The following is a 15,667-nucleotide window of genomic DNA, read 5'->3' as shown; positions in this document are numbered from 1 at the left end:
ATGCGGCTTCATTACCGTTCGCTGGCGCTCGGCCTGTTCTGTGCCGCCATCGTCTTTCTGGTCGATCAGCTCTCCAAATACTGGATTCTGTTCGACTTCCAGTTGCCGGAAAAAGGCTCTGTCGCCATCTGCCCGGGCCTGAACTTCACCATGGTCTGGAATCACGCCATTACCTTCGGGATGTTCGGCGGTGCCGGTGCGGCGGGCCGAATCATTTTTTCCGTCATTTCACTGGCTATCGTCGCAGGTCTGCTGACATGGATTGCCCGGACCCCTCGCCTGTTGATTGCCGGGCTGGCCGGGGCCATTACAGGTGGCGCGGTTGGTAATGTGCTGGATCGTCTACGTTATGGCGCTGTTGTCGACTTTATCCATGCTCATGCTTTTGGCTGGTCGTGGTATGTCTTCAATATCGCTGACGCAGCGATTGTGTGTAGTGTAGCAGGTCTGATACTGGACAGTCTGTATCGGGAGCGGCAGCATCCTCCCAGACAGGATGCCGGTCGGGTAGTCGAACGGAGCGCCGGGGACAAGTGAGGCAGAACAGAATGCGAGTAATCGTCGGATTTCGACATGTAGCTCTTGGACTTGGACTAAGCACTCTGCTGACAGGGTGTGCAGGCAGTGATGTCACCCGTGCCTTTGGCCTCCAGCGGAATGTGCCGGATGAATATACGGTCACAACGCGGGCACCGTTGTCCATGCCGCCTTCAACCGAACTGGTGAAGCTTGGCACCGGCATTGATCATACCCGCGACGAAAGTCAGCGGATGGAAGCTCTGGAAACCCTGTCGCCGGATGTTGCACTGCATGGCACGTCCGGTCCGGACAGTTCAGGGCAGACGATGCTCATTAACGAAGCCGATGATGCTGCCGAACAAGCGGATCAGGGAGAGCTGGGCAAAGCCGGTGAAGGCTATGTCGATGCTCTGCTATTCTGGAAAGGTGGCGGTGCGGGATCTGTGGTGGATGGTGATGCGGAAAATCGTCGTCTGAAAGCCAACGCTGCCTTGGGAAATCCGCCGACCAAAGGCGCCACCCCGACCAAGAAAGCAAAGAAGTCCAAGGTTCTTGGGGTTCTCTGAGAGGCATTCTGAAATAATCAGGGTTTCACAAGCCCCGTATCTGAAGCAGCCCTCAGCGGGCTGCTTTTTTGTTTTGATCAACACATAGGAGTCAGGAAGTTACTTTTCCTGTCTCTCCTACAGTTATTCCTTCGATAAGCCATGTTCCATAATTCCTTTGGTTAGCTTTGAGAACTTCCGACCGCTTAAAAAGAAGACATAAGATACATGTTTCCTGATGCTATGCCCTCTCAGGAAAAGGCTCTTCAAATGCTTTTGAGATGCCTTTTAAGACTGTCCTGACATAAAAAAACACAAAACAGCATTAAACTCATTCAGAAATATAGAGAGAAAGAATTTCTTTCATATAAAATTTCTTATTTCCATATCGAAGCAATTTTAAAAAACAAACGAAATAGACCTTCATTTCTATGAAAGAACAAAACAGAAAATCCTTGTTATACTTTATCTCCTCAAAAGCGGTTGACGCTTGAATATAATATATCATTATGGGATAAATATGAAAAATCAGGTGCGGCCTGCTCCGTGATAATCCGGCGAGTGGAATGAAAAAACAGATACAATTCAAGTCGTTTCTTGATGGAAATGAGTCGCTTGCAGACCGTATAAAAACGAGTCTATTTCATCAGAACAGCAGAATTGCTCTTTTCACTTTCACTGCACTTCTTTCTCCTCTTTGCGACAAGGATGCACAGGCAGAAACTACACTGGTTTCTGCCAAAAATGTTACTATCATGGGTGCTCTTGATATTGGTGGATCAGCATTCTTTCTCCCCAATACCAATTTCGGTGCCGGCTCCTATGAGCCCCGCAAAGACGGAAGCTACGTAAAAAACAAGAATTCCTCGTACGGCGAACTGTATGGCAAGCCGATCCTGAGCGGGCGGTGGGACACTCCTTGGGGCTTCAATGTTTTTGGCATGATCTCCGCAGTCGGCTCCACCACTCTCGGTGATGGTGATGCTGAAAGCATCTCACAGACATCCGGCACTCCCCGCGCTGTCACGTTGGAAGATGCCAATCTTGGGGTTGAGATCCCGCTCCATCTCCTGAAAGGCAAGCAGAAACTGATTATTGAAGGTGGACGCCAGCGTTTTCAGATTGACGATGGTTTCATGATCGGCAAAGGCGCGTATAGCTCCGGCAGTCGCGGTGCCTGGTGGTATGCGCCACGCTTTGCTTTTTCGGGTCCCGGCGTTGTCAAATTCGAAGCGGATTCAGTGCGGGCAGATGTTTTCATGCTCGAGAACAACAGCGACAATGATCAGGATCAGGGATACGACCGCCCCAAAACGAAGTTTGAAGGTTTTGACGTTACCTGGTTCAGGAACAAGCCAGGCGGACATGGCGCATCTTTGTATGAAGATCGGGCTGCTTATGTAACGTTGACCTATCTCCATGTTCGTGATTCTGACAGCTCCTCTCACTACAATTACAATTACCGAGGCAGCCGTGATGGAATGAATGTCGCCTCACTGAGCTGGGGAGGAACACCCATTCCCATAAAATCTTTGGGGATATCGAAAAACTTTACATTTTATGGAGATTTTGTCGCGGAAGAAAACAGTCATGCCCGCAACGGCTATCAGTCGACAGAAGCTTATGGAATGTATTTCGAACCCGGCTACGTTTTTTCAATGTTGCCGTGGAAACCCTACGTTTTCTATCGTTACACCCGGTTCGGGGGCGCCAAGAACTCGCATGGTTCTGTAAAGAGAAATTACGATCCCCTGTTTCTCTATGATGGCCGCCGCTATACATACGGCGGTTACTGGCCGGGTGAAATTGTCGGCATGTATCTGTCGCCACTTTCCGACGTGGAGATTCATCAGTTCAATATAACGGCAGTACCGCCGGTACATATTCTAAGAAAAGATGACGAACTGACAATCGGTGCGCATTTCTACGACCTTGGACTGCTCTATCCGGGAGGAATGGGACTGCCGCAGAACACAAAACGGCATATCTCGGATGAAATCGATTTTTCGGCCGAATACAAATATGATGAGACACTTTCAGGAGCGGTCGCAGGTGGCGTTGCCTTTTCCGGTCCAACAGCCAAGGCCTTTGCCCGGTCAGGCATACCGGAAGGGTTCAAGACCCCCACCATCGGCCAGCATGCCGGCATCATCGAGGCCTATTTCTACAAACACTTCTAAAATGGTATGGCGTTCCTTGACCTGAGCCAGCACCTAAACTGTAATGACTCCGGAACAAAAAAGCGCCATGCTTTCTCATTCAGCAACATTGCTGATCTATCATCAGGGTTTTTCTTTCTTCTGCCAGGCAGAGGTGACGGAAACAGACATCTACAGAGGATCTATCTCTCATGGCGGAGCAGAATAACGCAGTGAGCACGCTACAGGAAAACGGCCTGAAAAACCGACACATTATGATGATTGCGCTTGGTGGCGTCATTGGGGCTGGTCTGTTTGTCGGAAGCAGCGCCGCGATTGCGGCAACCGGTCCCGCCATCCTTCTGGGTTTCCTTATGGTCGGCATCCTGATCTTCATGATCATGCGCATGCTCGGGGAAATGGTGATCGCCGACCCGGGACGTGGATCCTTTGTGGAATATATCCGCAAGGCTCACGGCGACCACGTTGGGTTTACATCTGGCTGGCTCTACTGGTTCTTCTGGGTTGTCGTTCTCGGTAGTGAAGCCATTGCCGGCGCCATGCTGCTGCAGGACTGGATCAATCTGCCTGTCTGGGTTCTGTCTCTCGGTCTGATCATCCTGCTTCAGCTGATCAATTTCGCTGCTCCCCGCATCTTTGGTGAATGCGAATTCTGGCTGTCTGGCATCAAGGTTCTCAGCATTCTGCTTTTTGTCGGCATTTCCCTGCTGTACGTTTTCCATATCTTTGGTCCGGGCGTACCTGCTGCTGAAAATTTCCTTGGCCATGGGGGCTTTTTTCCTCACGGCTTCATTTCCGTTCTTTCCCTGATCCCGACCATTCTGTTCACCATGATGGGTTCGGAAATCGCGACTGTCGCCGCAGCTGAATCGTCTGAACCGGGCAAGAATGTCGCCCGGGTGACGCGCAGCGTCGGCATCCGCGTCACGCTGTTCTATCTTGCTTCCGTCACCATGATCCTGCTCGTTATTCCGTGGACCAGTGTTGTCGCCGGAAAGTCTCCTTTCGTGACGGCGATGGATGCAATGGGTATTCCCGGCGCTGGTCTCATTACCCGCATTGTCATCCTGAGTGCGGTTCTGTCCTGCCTTAACTCAAGCATGTACATCACCTCCCGCATTCTGACGGAACTGGCCGACAAGGGTGACGCTCCCGCTATCCTCACCCGCAATTCGACGGCTGAAGCCCCTCGTCTGGCTATTTTGGTGAGCAGCATTGCCGGAGCAGTCGTCGCCTTCTCATCCATCCTTGCGCCAAAAACGGTTTTCGCTTTTCTGCTGAACTGTAGTGGTGGCCTGATCCTGCTGATCTACTGCCTGATCGCCTCTTCCTACATCGTTGCGCGACATCTGGCTCGTAAGGATGGAACGGAAAAAGAAAACTTCGCGCTGCCCCTGTTTCCTGTGATCAACTACATCACGATCGGCGCTGTGGTTCTGGTGTTCATCGCCATGCTGATCGATCCTGAAGAGCGTATGACGGCGCTCAGTTCTCTGCTGACTGCTGTAGGATGCTACATTCTGGCGCGTATTTTCGCACGCAAGGCAGCATAACCACCTGAAGACGAGATATTGGATCCGTCAATCAACCAGAAACAGCCAGACCCTATGTGGGCCTGGCTGTTTTCAATTACCGTCGAAAAAAGATTGACTGCTATCCCGCGTTTGGTTCGAAACGGCTGACCTCGATGCCGGTCCCAACAGGAAGCAGAACACTGGAGATGCCAGGCAACGCACGAATGGCGCGCCCATAGCGCTTCACGTCCTCCGTTCCGGGACGGATCATGTTGTCCGCCACAATGATCGCGCCCGGATTGAGGCGCGGATAGAACGCTTCAAGACAGGGCACATAGAGATCTTTCCACAGATCGACGAAGACGAAATCGACCTTCTGCGTGAGATCTCCGATCATGGAAACAGCATCACCAACACGGAAATCGATCCAGTCGGCCAACCCGGCCTTCTCGGCCATATCGCGAGCATAGGCCGATTTGTATTCGTGCAGTTCCATCGTGATCAGCTTCCCGCCGGTCGCGCGGGCTGCCTCGGAAAGCCATATCCCGGAATAGCCGAAGGATGTGCCCAACTCGAGAATGGTTGGAGCGGAGAGGCTGCGCGCCAGAATGTTCATTAATCGTCCCGTGTCGGGTCCGATGGCACGCATGCGCTGATCCTGACCGCCATCCCGGCCACCGGGCGGCTCTTCGCGTGGGCGGCTGCGTTCTTCCTGCATCCGGGCATGATAGAGGTCGAGAACCGTCGTAATTTTCTCGTCCATGATACGCTCCTTGGACCGTTCTATGGCTGTCGCCCTTAGACCTGTTCGATGGCGCGCGCTGCCTCGTCGAGCACCGTTGCAATCTTTGCCTCGGCTTCGGGATCAAGCCCACCATTGCGGAGGCGAAGGCGCAGGGCGGTCTTGAGATTTTCCATCCCGCGCATCACCGGCACGGACAGAGAGCGACGGTTACCATTCCCTTCGGTTTCAGCAGTCGCTGCCCGTGCGAGGATTTCATCCAATGCGGCCCGGTTGGACGCTACGAACGCTTCCCCTTCGGGAGTGATGTCGTAGCTTTTGCGCCCTTCTTCCGCCGCCGGACGGATATAGCCTGCCTCTTCCAGCCAGGTGAGCGTCGGATAGATCACACCGGGGCTTGGTGTGTAGCTGCCACCGAATTTCTCCTCGATGGTCTTGATGAGTTCATAGCCGTAGGTCGGGTTTTCCGCGATCAGGCTGAGAACCAGCAGGCGCATCTCTCCATAGTCAAAAAGCCGATGACGCCCGCCCCTGCGCCCACCGCCGTGATGTCCGCCGCGCCCATGAGGACGACGGAGTTCACTGCCGCCAGCCATGCCTTCAGGAGAAATCCATCATTTCAGAAGCAGCAAGTAGTCGGCGGGCTCCTTTCAACGCGAGGCACAGTGCGGCCCCATCAGCAGCAAGCCGCCAAGAGCAACAATATTGGAGGAGATCCTGCCCAAGAACGGTTGATGGACAGATCCAGAATCATTCCGCTCTTTGCCCTGCCCTATGGCATTCCGTAACGAGCCATCAATGGTTTCAGACAAAGACAGGATCTGCATCAGAGAAACAGCTCTGCCGAAAGGAGCAGTCCAGAAAGGAAAAGATGAGCCTCCATCTTTTCCTTTTTCTTCATGAACCCGTCTTCGCCTTACGGCCCTTCAAACGGTATCGGTCGTAGGACACGCTCATTGATGTCCGGAATCAGGCGATGATTCAGCGGTGGGAAAGCCCGGGACCGGCAATCCTCCCAATCACACAGATGGCAGGAAATGCCGATTGAGGTCGGTCGTGCATCCAGATTGAGATGGTCGGAATACACCACCTCCCGCGCCCGGGAGAGATCACACCCAATGGTGATAGTTCGTATGGGACGCGCATCGCCCCATCGTTGGGCCATGCCCATTGAGCTTTTGGCAATCGACAGAAAGGACTGCCCCGTCGTGAAGGCGACAATCTGCGTCTTGATCTGGCCGAGCGTTGTAAAGGCTGTGCAGGCGTTCCATTGCGGACAGGGATTGCCCTGACGGGGAATGGGAAAACCGCAGGCTGAAAAACTTTTACTGATGTTTCCTGCCGGGTCCGTCCTGACAAAAAAGAACGGCACCCCGCGAGCGCCCGGACGTTGCAGGCTGGCGAGACGCTGGGCCACCTGCTGATAGGATACACCGAAACGGAAGCTCAGCACTTCCATATCGTAGCGGTTGGCGACAGCCATTTTCAGAAACGCCATATAAGGCATCAGCACCGCCGCAGCGGCATAATTGGTCAGACCAATCTGCAGGAACGTCCGGGCTTCCTTGGTGCTAGGCTCCATTTCCGTAAGAAGAGCCTCCACCACATCCCGCGCTTCCAGCAGCATGAGCTGAAACGCCAGCTGAAATCCGCGGCTTTCGCGCGGCAGAAGATCGGAAAGAACAAGCTGGCGCGTGACAGGATCATAACGTCTCAGGGCATCATCAAGCGGCAGAACCTGCACAACCACACCATGTTTCTGACGCAGTCGTGTCGCCACGGCGTGATTCACTTCCGCCTGCGGCAATCCCTCTCCGCGGACAAATCCCATATCCCGCGCCATTTCTTCGCGCACGGCCTCGGCGATTTCCTCCAATGCAGGAAAATAACTGCGATGTTCGTCATAGATCTTCCGCACTTCCTCCTGTGGCAGAACAAGACGACGCCCTCCCGGCAACGCCATTCCTTCAGCATCGTGACGCGCGGCCCGATAGGCCTGATGCAACGCCAGAATCGCCTTGGCGACGTGAGCCTGCGAAGCGACTGCGGCGACCTCATGGGCCGTCCCCTCCATGTCGTTCCCCAGTTCCGGGTCTGACAGCGCTTCCCTGAGCTGGGCCTCCAGCTTCTGCTCCTCCGAGCCCGACAACGCCTCGATGCTGACATCGAGCGCGCGGGTAAACTTGATCAGGAGAGTGGCCGTGACACTCCGCTGATCATGTTCGATCAGATTCAGATAACTCGCTGAAATTCCCAGTCTGGCGGCCAGAGCCTGCTGCGAAAGCTCCCTCTCCTGCCTGAGACGACGAACAATACGGCCAATGCGTGTTGAAGATGATCCCGTCATGACATGATTTACAAATATAGAGTTATTTTTGTAAACGAATTTACAGCATTCATTGGAAACTGTTCCTTTTCTGTAGAAGTAATCAATGGAACCATATTAACTGAAAACATCACAAACAAGAAGGAACAACGCCATGTCCGTTGAAGCCATCGAAAAGTTCATCAGCGACAAGACCCGTTTTGCCGGTATCGAGCGGGATTACACCGCGCAGGATGTGGCGAAGCTTTCCGGGTCGTTCACCGTCGAACACACGATCGCACGGATGGGTGCAGAGCGCCTGTGGAAACTGCTGCATGAAGAGCCCTACATCAACTCGCTGGGCGCTTTGACTGGCAACCAGGCCATGCAGCAGGTCAAGGCAGGTCTCAAGGCCATCTACCTGTCCGGCTGGCAGGTTGCGGCGGATGCGAACCTCGCAGGGCAGATGTATCCAGACCAGTCGCTCTATCCGGCCAACTCCGTGCCGAACGTCGTGTCACGCATCAACAACGCCCTGCGTCGTTGTGACGAAATCGCGACTCTGGAAGGCAAAGGCGACAAGACCTACTGGATGGCGCCGATCGTGGCCGACGCAGAGGCCGGTTTCGGTGGCGCGCTGAACGTGTTCGAACTGATGCGCTCCATGATCGCAGCGGGTGCGGCTGGCGTTCACTTCGAGGACCAGCTTGCGTCCGAGAAGAAGTGCGGTCACCTCGGTGGCAAGGTGCTGATCCCCATTTCACAGCACCTGCGTTCGCTGAACTCCGCCCGCCTCGCCGCCGATGTCGAGCGCACGCCAACCCTGCTGGTCTGCCGCACGGATGCGCATTCCGCACAGCTTCTCACATCGGACGTGGACGAGCGCGACCGCCCGTTCCTCACCGGCGAGCGCACGGCGGAAGGCTTCTTCCGGATCAAGGAAGGTCTCGGCGTTGAATATGCGATCGCTCGTTGCGAAGCCTACGCGCCGTATGCCGACCTGCTGTGGTGGGAGACGTCCGAGCCGAACCTGAAGGAAGCCGAGCAGTTCGCTGAGGCGATCCACAAGAAGTTCCCCGGCAAGCTGCTGGCCTACAACTGTTCGCCTTCTTTCAACTGGAAGAAGAAGCTTTCGGAAAAGGAGATTGCCGAATACCAGAAGACCATCGGCAAGATGGGCTACAAATACCAGTTCGTCACGCTTGCAGGCTTCCACGCACTGAACTTCTCCATGTTCCAGCTTGCGAAAGGCTACGCCGAGCGCGGCATGGCGGCCTACTCCGAGTTGCAGCAGGCCGAGTTCGCGGCGGAGCCGGAAGGCTACACCGCAACCCGCCATCAGCGCGAGGTTGGCACGAGCTGGTTCGACGCAGTCGCCACGACGGCCAGTGGTGGGCAGTCCTCCACAACGGCCATGCACGGCTCCACCGAGCATGACCAGTTCAACCATCACTAGGCACTGACCTCCCGCGCCGGGAGCCGATCCGGCGCACATCGTCCCGTCCAACTGCGGAGGCGGGCGGGACGATGGTCCTCATTTTATCGAAGCATCCGTGACGGTTTTCCGGCCCCTATACATCCAGAAAGGCGCCGCCGGCAGGCCGTCACGGACCCGGAGACACGACCATGACCACGCATATCCAGATTGAAGGCATCAGCATCAATCGCGGTCTTCATACGTTCGTCAACACCGAAGTTCTGCCGGAAACCGGCGTTTCGCCGGAGACGTTCTGGGCGGGCGTTTCCGGTCTTGTCGCCGAATACTCCCCTAAAGTCCGTTATGCGCTCGCGCAGCGCGACCGGCTCCAGAAGGCAATCGACAACTTCCTGATTGGCAGCAGCGGCACAGACATGCATCTCCGCACCCGCTTCATGCGAGAGATCGGATATGTCGAGGAACTGCCACCGAAATTCACGGTTTCCACCCAGAATGTGGACGCGGAGATCGGTCGGATCGCCGGACCGCAGCTCGTAGTGCCCGTCAACAACGCCCGCTACGCCCTGAACGCCGCCAATGCGCGCTGGGGCAGCCTGTATGACGCGCTCTATGGAACGGACGCCCTGCCCCAGACACCGCCCTTCCAGTGCGGCACGGAATACAATCCGCTCCGAGGCCGCATTGTCGTCCGTCGCGCCAAGCTGTTCCTTGATGAAACCGTGCCGCTGCTCATCGGCAGCCATGCCGATACGTTGTCCTACTATGTACATCATGGCGAGTTGCACGCGAAGCTCGAATGCGGCCGCACGACAGGGCTGAAGCACCCGACGCAGTTCGCCGGTTTCGCAGGTGCGCCGGGAGAGCCTCGGGCTGTGCTGTTCAACAATCGTGGTCTGCATATCGAACTGAAGATCGACCGCTCTTCTCCGATTGGCAGTGTGGACAAGGCCGGCATCGCCGATGTGATTGTCGAAGCCGCCCTGAGCACCATCATGGACTGCGAGGACAGCGTGGCCGCCGTGGACGCGCAGGACAAGGTTCTGGTCTATCGCAACTGGCTCGGCCTGATGCGCGGCACGCTGACGGCGGCGGTTCCCCGCAATGGTCAGGTCACGAACCGCACACTGGCTCAGGACCGCACCTACACCGCACCGGACGGCGCGCCGCTGACGTTGCACGGTCGCAGCCTGATGCTGGTCCGCACTGTTGGCCATCACATGTTCACCGACATGGTGCTGGACGCTGAAGGCAACGAAACCCCGGAAGGCGTGATCGACGCTGCCATCCTGTCCGCTATCGCCCTGCATGATCTGCGCGGTAACAGCCCGGTCCGCAACAGCCGCATGGGCTCGATCTATCTCGTTCGTCCGAAGATGCACGGCTCGCAGGAAGTCGCGTTGTCCGACGCCATCTTCACCTCGGTCGAGGAGATCCTGTCCCTGCCGCGCAACACACTCAAGATGGGCATCATGGACGAGGAGCGGCGCACAAGCTGCAATCTTGCCGCGTGTATCAATGCGGCCCGCGAGCGCGTGTTCTTCATCAACACCGGCTTCCTCGACCGCACGGGCGATGAGATCCACACCTGCATGAAGGCCGGAGCCGTTGTGCGGAAAGGCGACATGAAGAAGGAGCCTTGGATCAAGGCCTACGAGCAGCGCAATGTCGCCATCGGGCTGGAATGTGGTCTAGGCATCGGTCCGCGTGGTCATGGCCAGATCGGCAAAGGCATGTGGGCGATCCCCGACCGGATGGCCGACATGCTGGAACAGAAAGGTGCGCAGATGCGGGCGGGCGCCAGTACGGCGTGGATTCCCTCCCCTACGGCAGCCACTCTTCACGCACTGCACTATCATGAGGTCGACGTGATGGAGGTCCAGAAGGAGCTCAGATATCACGCGCCGCTGCCGATGGAGGATCTGCTCTCCCTGCCCCTCGCTCAGGGCGCACACTGGTCGGAAGAGGAAATCGCTGCCGAACTCGACACCAATCTCCAGAGCATCCTCGGCTATGTGGTGCGTTGGGTGGATATGGGCGTTGGCTGTTCCAGAGTGCCTGACCTGAACAATGTCGGGCTGATGGAAGACCGGGCCACGCTGCGGATTTCCTCGCAGCATGTCGCCAACTGGCTGATGCATGGGGTCGTGTCGGAAGCGCAGGTCGAGGCCGCGCTCATCCGCATGGCGCGCATGGTGGACGAGCAGAATCAGGACGAGGCCGGTTATATTCCGCTCTCCACCCATCAGGATGGCCCTGCCTTCATGGCGGCCCGTGAACTGGTGTTCGACGGAGCGCGTCAGCCGAACGGTTACACGGAAAGCATCCTTCACAGACGACGCAGGGAGGCAAAAAGCCGCCACCGCATCGAAGGTGTCACACATGAAGACATGGAGTTCGCTGCCGACTGACGGTGGTCCATTTCTTCCATGTGACGACCAGCGCGAGGCGTTCCGACCAGTTCCCGGGGGTCGGAACGCCTTCCCGTTAGTCGGGCACGCATAAATGTGGTTTGCCAGTGATCCGGTTGCGGGCAACATTCAGGTTCGCAACCCTTTACAAATCGGGGAGCACGACACCCGGCCCTCTCTTTTTCGGTTCGGGCGTTTGCTGCGCCTCCAAAAAGAAGAAAAGCCATGCCGGAAGCTTTCCTTATTCTGATTCTGTTCCAGCTTGTCGGGTCTGCTTTGCAGACGGTTCTGCATCTCCCGGTTCCCGGTCCGGTGATCGGCATGTTCCTGCTGGCCGCTGCCCTGCTCTGGAAACGCAGCCGGACACGTACGGACAAGCCTGCCTCTTCCTTTGACAGTCCAGCCCTGTCCTCGCTGTCCCGCAGTCTGATCGCCTGCCTCGGACTGCTGTTCGTCCCGGCTGGAGTGGGACTGGTCACGCAGATGCCGGTGCTGCTCGCCAATGGTCTGCCGATTGCTGTGGCGCTGTTCGGCTCGACACTTCTCGGACTGATGGTGACAGCGTTCGTGATGCACAAGGCGACCCGTGATCGTCCCTCGCCCGAGCGTATTCCCGACACTGGTGGACAGGTGCTCTGACAATGCAGTCCCTTTCTCACACGCTCCATCAGATTTATGCGCGTTTTCTGCCTGAGCCGAACATGGAAACCCTGTTCTGGCTGAGCGTAACACTTGCGGTCTTCGCGCTGGGCGTAAGGCTACAGATCCGGCTTGGTCGTGCGCCGTGGGCCAATCCCGTGCTGTTTGCGATCGCTTTCGTCGCGCTGGGACTTCTGATTACGGAAACGCCCTACGGCACGTATTTTCAGTCGGTGAAGATCATCAACTTTCTGCTTGGACCTGCCACCGTGGCGCTGGCTATTCCGCTGGCTGATTCCATTCGTCTCGTCACCCGCAGTCTGCCCGCCATGACACTTGCGCTGCTGGCTGGGTCGATCACATCCGTGGTCAGCGGTGTGTTACTTGTTCTGCTGTTAGGTGGCTCACATGATGTCGCCCTGTCCATGGCTCCGAAAGCCGTAACGACCCCGATCGCCATTGCCATCACCACGCAGATTGGCGGCATTCCGGCGCTGACGGCGGCCTTCGCCATTCTGGGCGGGATCATCGCGGCCATGATTGGCGAGACAACCCTGCGACGGCTGGGGATTACAGACTGGCGCGCGCATGGACTGGCGGCTGGTATCGCAGGCAGCGGCATTGCAGCGGCTCAGGTGGCGCAACGTGATCCTGTGGGGGCTGCGTTTGCGGCTCTGGGGATTGGTCTGAACGGGCTGGTAACGGCGATTATTGTGCCGCTGATCCTGTATTTTCTGCCCGGATAAACGGCTATTTCAGAGAAGGATGACTAAAAACAAAATCACCGAAAAACCGGCTTTCTGAAAATTACTTGTAGTATCATCACTTATTGCTTCAGTGACACAGAGGCATAAGAAAGCTGTTTATTTATCCGTTTCAGAAACAGCTAGTGTTCGTTTTTGCCCCTGTCGCTATCCATGTGTGTTTCCACAGTCGGTTTCCCCTCTCTTGCCAACTTTTCTGCTCGCAGGACGGAAATTTTCTGAATGATCTGTTTCTTGATTTTGGACAGTGCCGCGACAAGAAGCCGGTCCATGCCTGTTTTTCGCAGAATAAGCCGCATATGCAGGGGCAGATGATCGATAACAATATTGGCTACCCTGACAATGATCAATTCATCCGCGATGATTTCAAAGGCAGCAGAGCCGGCAATCTTTGATATTGCCCCTTCAATGTAAGGCCAATATTTTCTGATGATCGCAGCTTCTTTCAGGGACAGGGTTTTATTCCTGAACCAGACAGCATTTCCTCTGACATCCGCAATTTTCTTTAAAGAGCCTGAAATCTTTGAACGAACCCGTTTGCCCTGATCTTTTTCTGCGGGATGCGGTGATGCATCGCGCTCCGGGTCTGTCTGTTCGACAGGGCGCACTTCCTGTTCTTCGGAGATCATAAAATTTTTCCATTTTTCAAAGCATTTTCATGAAACGCTGTCCTGCATAACAGTCCGATCCTGTTGAGAGCAAAACAACTTCGTCCGACATCGCAGCCGCAGATAAAAAAAGAGGAGCCGAAGCTCCTCTTTTCTGCAGTTTCACACGGAAGAACTGTATCAGCCGTGTGGCTGCTGATGGACAAGCGCGTCGCGAATCTCCTGAAGCAGCACTTCGCTCTTCGTCGGCGGCGGCGGTGCAACCGGTTCTGCAGCCTGCTTTGTGTGCAGCTTGGACAGCAGACGCACCATCCAGAAGATGACAATGGCGACGATCAGGAACTGGATAACGGCGTTAATGAAAACACCATAGTTAAGGGTGACCGCACCGGCTTTCTGGGCTGCATCAAGCGTCGGCTCGACGGGACCTTTAAGCGTCACGAACAGATTGCTGAAATCGATACCGCCTGTAGCCAGCCCAAGCACCGGGTTGAACACGTCCTTAACCAGACTGTTCACAATTGCCGTAAAAGCTGCACCGATGATGACACCGACGGCCATATCAACGACATTGCCGCGCATGATGAAGGCTTTGAAGTCATTGACCCAACCCGGGGTATGCACAGCAAGTTTCTTGTCTGCCATGAGATCCTCTAAGAAATGATGTAGACCAGTCTTACCGACTGCCTACTCTGATTTACAACAATAGATTAACCTTATGGCAACAAATGGGCGAACAAGCTGTCTTTTCTGCCACAGCAAGTAAAAAATCCATCAAACGATTTTCTGATGAGTAGTCACCCACTCAGGTGCGGGAAATTGCCATTTTCTCCGCTTTATTCGTTGCCATACCTGCGCGATCCGCCTATACGTGCGCGATCCATTCCCGGTCGGCATCGGGAACTTTTCCTTAGAGAGCGTTGAAATGAAACAGAATATTCACCCCGACTATCACGAGGTCAACATCATCATGACCGACGGCACCGAATACAAGACGTATTCGTGCATGGGTTCCGCTGGTGACACCCTGCGTCTTGATATCGACCCGAAGTCTCATCCGGCCTGGACTGGCGTCCAGCGCATGATCGACAGCGGAGGCCAGGTGGCCAAGTTCAACAAGCGTTTTGCTGGCATCGGCAAGCGCAGCTCCTGAGAAAAGGATCTTCCTGAAAAGAACAATTCCTTTCAGGGATGAGCCAGGAAAACCCTGCACCGTAACCCGGTCGCAGGGTTTTTCTTTTTCGACCTGCTGTCCTGCGATACCTTTCCGTTTGTCCAGACTTACGATTTTCGCTTGACCCCATCGCAAGCGGCGGCCATTACCGTACATAACCGCGCGCCGGCAGGCACGCTGGGACGGGCCCGACGAAGGCCTTGCCCGTAAAAACCGATCCCGGTGCCTGCGTGAGCGCCAAGAAACCACGCAGCAACAGGATCGACGATGAGCACGCTTCCTCTTATGCCCAAAGCGACAGCCGTCTGGCTGATCGAAAAGACTGCCCTGACCTTCACGCAGGTCGCTGAATTCTGCGGCATGCACCCGCTGGAAGTACAGGCGATCGCTGACGGCGAAGTCGCTCAGGGAATTGTGGGATATGATCCGGTCGCCAACCGTCAGGTCACTGCGGAAGAAATCAGCCGGTGCGAAGCTGACCCCAATGCAAAACTGAAAATTCTTTCAACGGTTAATCAGGTGAAACGCCGCGCCAAAGGCGCTCGCTACACCCCGGTCGCGCGTCGTAATGACCGTCCGGACGGTATTGCGTTCGTGCTGCGCAATTTCCCGCAGATTCAGGATCAGCAGATCGCCAAGCTGCTCGGCACAACCAAGGACACGATTGCCAAGGTTCGTGATCGTCAGCATTGGAACAGCCAGAACATCAAGCCACGTGATCCGGTGACGCTGGGCCTGTGCAGTCAGATGGATCTCAACGCTGCCGTCGCCGCTGCGAATGAGCGTCTGACGCGCGAAGGGCAGGAAGTGCCGCAGCCCATGCCGATCGAAAACGAAGACTGAGAGTAATCG

15 protein-coding genes are annotated in these 15,667 nt (G+C 55.6%); 10 read left to right on the top strand and 5 right to left on the bottom strand.

Features of this window, described 5'->3' with window-relative positions; all coding sequences use genetic code 11:
- The 4 genes from lspA (at window position 1) to B3759_RS06570 (ending at window position 4,776) form a co-directional block, all read left to right on the top strand.
- On the top strand, window positions 1-537 hold the full coding sequence (gene lspA / locus B3759_RS06585; protein ID WP_010666078.1) for a signal peptidase II: 537 nt from the start codon (window positions 1-3) through the stop codon (window positions 535-537).
- Window positions 538-548: 11 nt separating this feature from the next.
- On the top strand, window positions 549-1,085 hold the full coding sequence (locus B3759_RS06580) for a DUF3035 domain-containing protein (protein WP_291364824.1): 537 nt from the start codon (window positions 549-551) through the stop codon (window positions 1,083-1,085).
- 734 nt (window positions 1,086-1,819) lie between these two features.
- Entirely contained in the window at window positions 1,820-3,244 is a 1,425-nt protein-coding gene (locus tag B3759_RS06575; RefSeq protein ID WP_291364822.1) for a hypothetical protein, read from the top strand.
- A gap of 170 nt (window positions 3,245-3,414) precedes the next feature.
- Window positions 3,415-4,776: an amino acid permease gene (locus B3759_RS06570; RefSeq protein WP_291364820.1), complete on the top strand. Its 1,362-nt coding sequence runs from the start codon at window positions 3,415-3,417 to the stop codon at window positions 4,774-4,776.
- Between the two features lie 100 nt (window positions 4,777-4,876).
- On the opposite strand, the gene B3759_RS06565 is transcribed toward B3759_RS06570, so the two are convergent.
- The 3 genes from B3759_RS06565 to B3759_RS06555 all read right to left on the bottom strand — a co-directional run bounded on the left by B3759_RS06565 (window position 4,877) and on the right by B3759_RS06555 (window position 7,826).
- A complete protein-coding gene (locus B3759_RS06565) occupies window positions 4,877-5,500 on the bottom strand; it encodes an O-methyltransferase (RefSeq protein ID WP_291364818.1) in 624 nt (207 codons plus the stop codon).
- 35 nt (window positions 5,501-5,535) lie between these two features.
- Entirely contained in the window at window positions 5,536-6,075 is a 540-nt protein-coding gene (locus tag B3759_RS06560; protein ID WP_291364816.1) for a PadR family transcriptional regulator, read from the bottom strand.
- A gap of 320 nt (window positions 6,076-6,395) precedes the next feature.
- Entirely contained in the window at window positions 6,396-7,826 is a 1,431-nt protein-coding gene (locus tag B3759_RS06555) for a helix-turn-helix domain-containing protein (RefSeq protein ID WP_291364814.1), read from the bottom strand.
- A 133-nt stretch (window positions 7,827-7,959) separates the two neighbouring features.
- On the opposite strand from B3759_RS06555, the gene aceA reads away from it, so the two are divergent.
- The 4 genes from aceA to B3759_RS06535 all read left to right on the top strand — a co-directional run bounded on the left by aceA (window position 7,960) and on the right by B3759_RS06535 (window position 13,015).
- Entirely contained in the window at window positions 7,960-9,240 is a 1,281-nt protein-coding gene (gene aceA, locus B3759_RS06550) for an isocitrate lyase (RefSeq protein ID WP_291364811.1), read from the top strand.
- A gap of 170 nt (window positions 9,241-9,410) precedes the next feature.
- On the top strand, window positions 9,411-11,630 hold the full coding sequence (locus B3759_RS06545; RefSeq protein WP_291364810.1) for a malate synthase G: 2,220 nt from the start codon (window positions 9,411-9,413) through the stop codon (window positions 11,628-11,630).
- A gap of 225 nt (window positions 11,631-11,855) precedes the next feature.
- On the top strand, window positions 11,856-12,269 hold the full coding sequence (locus B3759_RS06540) for a CidA/LrgA family protein (protein ID WP_291364808.1): 414 nt from the start codon (window positions 11,856-11,858) through the stop codon (window positions 12,267-12,269).
- A gap of 2 nt (window positions 12,270-12,271) precedes the next feature.
- Window positions 12,272-13,015, top strand: a complete 744-nt coding sequence (locus tag B3759_RS06535) for an LrgB family protein (protein ID WP_291364806.1) — start codon at window positions 12,272-12,274, stop codon at window positions 13,013-13,015.
- A gap of 140 nt (window positions 13,016-13,155) precedes the next feature.
- Here B3759_RS06535 and B3759_RS06530 read toward each other — a convergent pair whose 3' ends face one another.
- Entirely contained in the window at window positions 13,156-13,662 is a 507-nt protein-coding gene (locus B3759_RS06530) for a hypothetical protein (protein WP_291364803.1), read from the bottom strand.
- Window positions 13,663-13,821: 159 nt separating this feature from the next.
- Window positions 13,822-14,286, bottom strand: a complete 465-nt coding sequence (mscL, locus tag B3759_RS06525) for a large conductance mechanosensitive channel protein MscL (RefSeq protein ID WP_291364801.1) — start codon at window positions 14,284-14,286, stop codon at window positions 13,822-13,824.
- A gap of 280 nt (window positions 14,287-14,566) precedes the next feature.
- Here mscL and rpmE point away from each other — a divergent pair, with 280 nt between their 5' ends.
- A complete protein-coding gene (rpmE, locus tag B3759_RS06520; RefSeq protein WP_291364799.1) occupies window positions 14,567-14,794 on the top strand; it encodes a 50S ribosomal protein L31 in 228 nt (75 codons plus the stop codon).
- A gap of 288 nt (window positions 14,795-15,082) precedes the next feature.
- Window positions 15,083-15,658 carry a DUF1013 domain-containing protein gene (locus B3759_RS06515; protein ID WP_291364797.1) on the top strand — a complete coding sequence of 192 codons (576 nt, stop codon included), beginning with the start codon at window positions 15,083-15,085 and terminating at the stop codon, window positions 15,656-15,658.
- The last annotated feature ends 9 nt before the right edge of the window (window positions 15,659-15,667 follow it).

This window comes from Acetobacter sp. UBA5411 (assembly GCF_002409645.1).
Lineage (GTDB): Bacteria > Pseudomonadota > Alphaproteobacteria > Acetobacterales > Acetobacteraceae > Acetobacter.
Note: the sequence above shows the minus strand (reverse complement) of the source record. Positions and strands in the feature narration are given on the sequence as shown.